The sequence below is a fragment of the Streptomyces sp. SID3343 genome (assembly GCF_009865215.1).
In the GTDB taxonomy this organism is placed as follows: domain Bacteria; phylum Actinomycetota; class Actinomycetes; order Streptomycetales; family Streptomycetaceae; genus Embleya.
This window is the reverse complement of sequence record NZ_WWJX01001088.1, coordinates 1-5,335: the sequence shown is the minus strand read 5'-3', so window position 1 is coordinate 5,335 and position 5,335 is coordinate 1. Positions and strand designations below refer to the sequence as shown.

The 5,335-nt window shown below is 68.3% G+C and carries 6 protein-coding genes and 1 pseudogene; 4 read left to right on the top strand and 3 right to left on the bottom strand.

Annotated features, from left to right (window positions below):
• Nucleotides 1-2: 2 nt before the first annotated feature.
• Entirely contained in the window at nucleotides 3-365 is a 363-nt protein-coding gene (locus GT354_RS34200; protein WP_161360255.1) for a winged helix-turn-helix domain-containing protein, read from the bottom strand.
• Nucleotides 366-538: 173 nt separating this feature from the next.
• Here GT354_RS34200 and GT354_RS34195 point away from each other — a divergent pair, with 173 nt between their 5' ends.
• Nucleotides 539-1,681, top strand: a complete 1,143-nt coding sequence (locus GT354_RS34195) for an FAD-dependent monooxygenase (RefSeq protein ID WP_161360254.1) — start codon at nucleotides 539-541, stop codon at nucleotides 1,679-1,681.
• Between the two features lie 346 nt (nucleotides 1,682-2,027).
• Here the strand turns inward: GT354_RS34195 and GT354_RS56005 are convergent, their stop codons facing one another.
• The gene (locus GT354_RS56005; RefSeq protein ID WP_272923937.1) at nucleotides 2,028-2,159 is read right to left on the bottom strand and encodes a hypothetical protein; all 132 of its coding nucleotides are present in this window, start codon (nucleotides 2,157-2,159) and stop codon (nucleotides 2,028-2,030) included.
• Nucleotides 2,160-2,321: 162 nt separating this feature from the next.
• Between GT354_RS56005 and GT354_RS34190 the strand changes: the two genes are divergently transcribed.
• Both GT354_RS34190 and GT354_RS34185 read left to right on the top strand, forming a co-directional pair.
• Nucleotides 2,322-2,561 carry a hypothetical protein gene (locus tag GT354_RS34190; protein ID WP_161360253.1) on the top strand — a complete coding sequence of 80 codons (240 nt, stop codon included), beginning with the start codon at nucleotides 2,322-2,324 and terminating at the stop codon, nucleotides 2,559-2,561.
• Nucleotides 2,562-2,630: 69 nt separating this feature from the next.
• Nucleotides 2,631-3,169 (top strand): annotated as a pseudogene (locus GT354_RS34185) (IS5 family transposase); the annotation flags it as partial.
• 384 nt (nucleotides 3,170-3,553) lie between these two features.
• Here GT354_RS34185 and GT354_RS34180 read toward each other — a convergent pair.
• Nucleotides 3,554-4,738 (bottom strand): helix-turn-helix transcriptional regulator, encoded by a 1,185-nt coding sequence (locus tag GT354_RS34180; protein WP_161360251.1) that lies wholly within the window; start codon nucleotides 4,736-4,738, stop codon nucleotides 3,554-3,556.
• A gap of 178 nt (nucleotides 4,739-4,916) precedes the next feature.
• Here GT354_RS34180 and GT354_RS34175 point away from each other — a divergent pair, with 178 nt between their 5' ends.
• The gene (locus GT354_RS34175) at nucleotides 4,917-5,108 is read left to right on the top strand and encodes a hypothetical protein (protein WP_161354341.1); all 192 of its coding nucleotides are present in this window, start codon (nucleotides 4,917-4,919) and stop codon (nucleotides 5,106-5,108) included.
• Nucleotides 5,109-5,335: the final 227 nt, after the last annotated feature.

Here is a 5,335-nt window from a genome sequence, read left to right as displayed (position 1 = left end):
CCTCAACCCGAGCAGATTGAAGACACTTCCTGGCGAGGAGCGGTATCGCCCGGAGGCTCTGCTCCCAGGAGGGCCAGCAGTCCGGGGAATCTCTTCTCGATGTCCGCGCGTCGTAGACGGATGCCCTTGCGGTTGCCGTAGTCGATCTCGTCAATGAGACCTGCCTCGCGCAGGACGCGGAAGTGGTGGGTCTGGTTCTGCTTCGAGATCGGAAGATCGAACGAGTTGCAGCCTCGCTCGTTATCGCTGCGGTCGGCGGCCAACTGCGTCAACACCGAACGACGGTTCTCGTCGGCGAGGGCGCGAAACACCACACCCAGATCGAGCGCATCGGCCTCCGGGCCGACCAGGTTCTTCCCGGCCACGCGGCACACTCCCTTCAGGTACAACTTGAATTGTACCTGAAGGATGTGCTGCACTGAGGTACAAAATTCTTTGTACCTTGGTCCGATTGCGCTGCCCCGTGCCGCCGCGCCCTGAGACCCGGCCCCGGCACCCGCCGGGGACCCGGTCGTCGACACTCCGAGAGGTCATCGTCATGAAGAAGCCCGAGGTGCTGATAGTCGGTGCAGGAATCGCCGGCCCCGCGCTCGCGTACTGGCTCTCCCGGAACGGCTACCGGCCGACGGTCGTCGAACATGCCCGGAAGTTGCGCTCCGGTGGTAGCGCGATCGTCGTCAAGGGGCCCGCGATTCCGGTCGCCGACCGCATGGGCATCCTCCCGCAGCTTCGCGGGCTCGCCACCCGCAATCGGTCACTGACCCTGCTCGACCCCGGCGGCAGGCGAATCCTGCAACTCCCGCTCACCTCGGACGATGCGCCGACGGTCGAGGTGACCCGAGCCGACCTGTCCGAGGTGCTCCATCGATCGGCGCAGCCCGAGGCCGAGTTCTTGTTCGACGACACGGTCACCGCTCTCGACCAAGACGCAGGTGGGGTCGATGTCACCTTCCGGCGGTCCGCGCCACGGCGCTTCGACTTGGTAGTCGGTGCCGACGGGATGCACTCCACCGTACGGCGCCAGGTATTCGGACCCGAGCGGCAGTTCGCGAGCGACCTGGGCCTGTACGGCGCGACCGTGCCGCTGGAACCCGACGCCATCGAGGACCCGAGCGAGATGACGATGCTGACTGTGCCGAACCGGATGCTGGTCGTCCACCCCTCGCGGACCACTCCGCTCGCGATCTTCACCTTCCGGGCCGCACAGCCGGCGCCCCACGACCGCAAGAACATCGCCCTTCACAAGCAGGCTGTGGCCGATGCCTACGCCGACGTGCGGTGGCGAGCACCGGAACTCGTGGCGGCGTTCCTCGACCACCCGGCTCCGTTCTTCGACCCCCTGACCACCATCCGGGTGCCCTCGTGGTCCCGCGGACGGGTCGTACTGCTCGGCGACGCGGCGGCGGCAACAGCCCTGCTGGGCGACGGGTCCAGCATGGCGATGGCGGGCGCGTACGCCCTCGCCGAAGAACTCGCCGCCCATCCCGGTGATCACGCCCGCGCCTTCGCCGCCTACGAGTCGCGACTCCGCCGTGAGGTGGGTCCGCGGCAGCGACGCGTGGGTCTGCTCTCCAGGCTCTTGGTGCCCCGCACCCGGCCGGGCCTCGCGGTGCGCAACGCGGTGGGCCGCGCGGTCGGTCGCACGAACCGGATCACCTCTCGCGAAGCCGCGAACCGGTAGGACGATGACGAGCTTGTCGGTGTGCTCGGCGAGCGCAGGGTCGGCGTTCGCGCCCCACGCGAGCGCCAGAGCAGAGCCCTCCAGCCCGAGCACGATGTACGGCGGCCGGTGCGGGCGGCCGGCGCGACTCAGGCACTTGGGAGTACATCCGCAGGCATGGCAGTCGGCGCACTTCATCCGGTTGCACTTCGCGCACAGGGTGTCGGAGGGACGCGGGCCGTCGGGAAAGCACTCACGGCACTTCCAGGCCCCGCACTCTCCGCAAGCCGTCGTCATCTTCCCGGATTCACGCCCAAGGTGGGATCTCGGCGAGGGCGACACACTCGCGTAGCCCAGGATGCCCAGGTCAGTCCGGGGCGTCGTCGTCCTCGCCCAGCTCGGGCGCGTCCGGGTCGCGCAGCAGGCGCAGGCGCCGCACCTCGACCGGTCGCGAGGGGCTCCGCGCGCGGGAGAACAGCGGGAAGCGGCCGTCCCACACTCGTCCGACGTTCCTGTCCGGGACATGTCCCGGACAGCGCAAAGGGTTGCCGGACTGTGTCTAGGGCCTTGAGCCTCGGTGGTGCGGTGCCCGTGCTACCAGCTTCCGGGAGCGCCTCACCGAAAGGAAGACCGATGCGTATCCGCAAGTTCCCTTACCAGCGTGACGCTGGGATCCGCACTCCTCGTGGGTGGGCTCGCCGTCCCCGCACAGGCAGCCTCGGCCTCTGCGACCCAGGCCGGTTCGGCGGCCGCCACGATGGGCGAGATGGTGTTCTACGACGACTACTGGACCCACAGCGAGTGCAAGCGTGTGGGGAGGGACGGCCAGAAGGCCAAGATGTGGAAGATCTACAGCTGCCAGGAGTCGCTCTGGGACTGGGACCTGTACGTCGGGTACTGACTCCCGGCCCCTGCTAGGGCCTGTACGGAGTTGTGATCGAAGCTGCTCGTGAATTGGTAGAACACTGCTGTGGCGCGACGTGAACTGAGCGATGTCGAGTGGGAGTTGATCGAGCCTTTCCTGTCGATAGGCAGGTTCGGGCCGTATCCGGAGCGGTTGCGGGAGCAGTTCGAGGGCGTGGTCTGGCGATTTCGCACCGGCAGCCAGTGGCGGGAGATGCCGCGGGAGTTCGGGGCTTGGTCGACGGTGTACGAGCGCTTCTCCCAGTGGCGTGACGCGGGTGTCTTCGAGGCCCTGATGGATTCCACGGTCGTCCGGGCCCACCAGGACGCGGCCGGCATGCGGGTGGGCGAGGAGGTCCTCGCGGCCTTGGAGGAGGCCGCCGACCGGACAAAGGGGGATCCCGGAAAGCGCAAAAGGAGCATGCCGGGCGGGACGACGACCCCGCCCGGGTCGAACGGCGTCGGGTCCGGCGTCGGCGCCGGGCGAGGCTGAAGGCGGCGGCGTTGGGCCGCTCGCGCAGCGGGTTGACCTGCAAAATCCACCTGGCGTGCGATCAGCGTTGCCGTCCCCTGGCCTTCACACTCACCGAGGGACAGGCCGCCGACCGCCCGCAATTCGTTCCCGCCCTGCGGAAGGTCAGGGTGCGCGAGGTCGAAAATGTGAACTGTCGGTCCGCAGGCGGTTCTGACTGCGATCTGGGTTCCAAATTCGCGGATTTCGATTCGACAACTGACTGATAGAGCGGGGTGATCGCAGTCCGCCAGCCGCCACCGCGCGCTCGCAAGGTGGAGCTTCCACACGGCGGGGCTTGATCACTACTATCGGGGACGGGCGTCGTGTATGTGTTCTCGTGGCTCCACCGGGCCCCGCACGGTGACGTAGAGGCCCCCCGTGTCCGAAGCTGGACGCCGTCGTCCCGGATCTCGATTAATCGGGTTGCGTGTTCCGTGCCTGCCGGACGAGATCCGCAAGTTCGTGATCGTCGATTCTCATCCTGGATTTCCTGATCGGCCCGGGTTCCGCCAAGACCACTTCGCCTCTGCTCCAGGATGTGGGAGGATGCGCACGCTCGACCACACGACCACGGTGACGACGCACACGCCCAGCGAGCAGCACGAGGCGACGGGCCAGACCTCCCCGGGAAGTCGCGCCGCGAGTGTGAGCAGGACCGCGGTCGTCACACCGAGGCACAACGCCAGAATCCTCAAGGCGAGCAGTCTCCTGTAGAGCCGCGGATCGGCGGCGGGGTCCATCCGTGCCCGACGTCCGCGGCCCTCGTCCTCCGCCCACCGGCACGTCTCCGCGAAGAGGTCGGGCGACACCTCGGCCGCCGGACGGGTCGAAACCCCATACCCGTACCGGAGGGTCGTGACGCCGCCCTCCCCGCCGAGAAGCGGCCGAGACCCGGGCACCGAACTCCCCCGGATACCCGCCGTGACCTGTGTTGCCACCTGCGCAACACGCTCTCGGGCGAAGGGGGTCCGCCACTCCTCCTCGCCGAGGACGTCGACTTGGTGGCGCAGGACGCCCATCTCCCGGCGCAGTTCCTCGATCGTGGCGCGGTGTTCGGCGAGTTCACCGTCCTGCTCGCGGATGATGGCGGTGGAGGCGTGGAGTTGTCGGTCCTGTTCGCGGACCCGGCCGCGCAGGGTGTCGCGTTGAGTCTGGGCCTGGGCTCGGGTGGTCTCGGTGTGTTCGAGGCGTTCGCGGAGTTCGGCGAGTTCGAGTTCGAAGGCGCCCAGGGTCTCGGCCGCCCGTTGGCGGTCGAGTACGCCGCGTTCGTGTTCCTCGTGCCATCGCGCGGTGAGGGCCTCCTTCGTGGCGGCCAGTCGGGCGGCCTCCTCCTTCCAGTACAGGATCTGATTGCCCTGTCGGGTGCTGCCGGCCAGGGCTGCGGTGCGCAAGCGCTCGAGGTTCTCGCGTTCCTCGGGCGTGAGCGGGGTGCCGCGGTCGGCGAGGAAGGCCGCGAGTTTGTCGAGGAAGTCGCAGGGCGCGACGCGTTGTCCCTTGAAGTAGCGGGTGACCGCGGACGCGTCGACGAACGCCTTCCGCGCGAATTCGCGTTGCGCGACGCCGGCGCGTGCGAAGCATGCCTGTATCGCCGCCCCGTAGCGCGCCGCGTCCGGCTCGACCGCGTCCCGACCCGGCACGCCCCGGCTCTCGTCCCCGCTCATGCGGGCGTCGCACTCTTCGTCACCCCCTGATTCAACGCCACGACAAGGCGGCCGGGATGCCGCAATACACAAACGTGTTGCCGATGTGCCGGCAACGGCCGTTGCCGCTACCGCAGCACCCTCCACCCGTCCGACGCTCGTCGCCGACACCCGACAAAACCGAGCATCGGAGAACACCGTGAGCACCCCGCCCGAACACCCGGACCCCGAACCCGAGCCCACCCCGACCGGTCCCGCGTCGCGACACCGACGACTGGCCGTCGCTTTGTCCGGTCTGCTGCTGGCGGCCGTGGCCACGGGCATCGGCGACGAGATCGGCCACCGCCTGGTGGCCCACGCTCCGGATGCCGGCCGCGCCCTCCTGGAATAACTCGAGCAGTCTCTTGTAGAACCGCGGATCGACGGTGGGATCTGTCCGCGCCCGACGTTCACACTCCCTCACGAGTTGACCGCCCAACGACCTTTGCTCCGTAAAGGCACGTCGCCGTCCTTGAAGTGGCGGGGTGGGCGTGTCTCGCTCATCGTCTGGGCATGTCGTCCCTGCCTGAGCCGACGACCTCGGTGTTCTCCTCGACGTCGAGGAGAACACCGAGGTCG

What these genes read in the sequence shown, in the direction of transcription:
- GT354_RS34180 (WP_161360251.1), bottom strand. Translation starts at nt 4,738, where the DNA reads ATGAGCGGGGACGAGAGCCGGGGCGTGCCGGGTCGGGACGCGGTCGAG.
- GT354_RS34195 (WP_161360254.1), top strand. Translation starts at nt 539, where the DNA reads ATGAAGAAGCCCGAGGTGCTGATAGTCGGTGCAGGAATCGCCGGCCCC.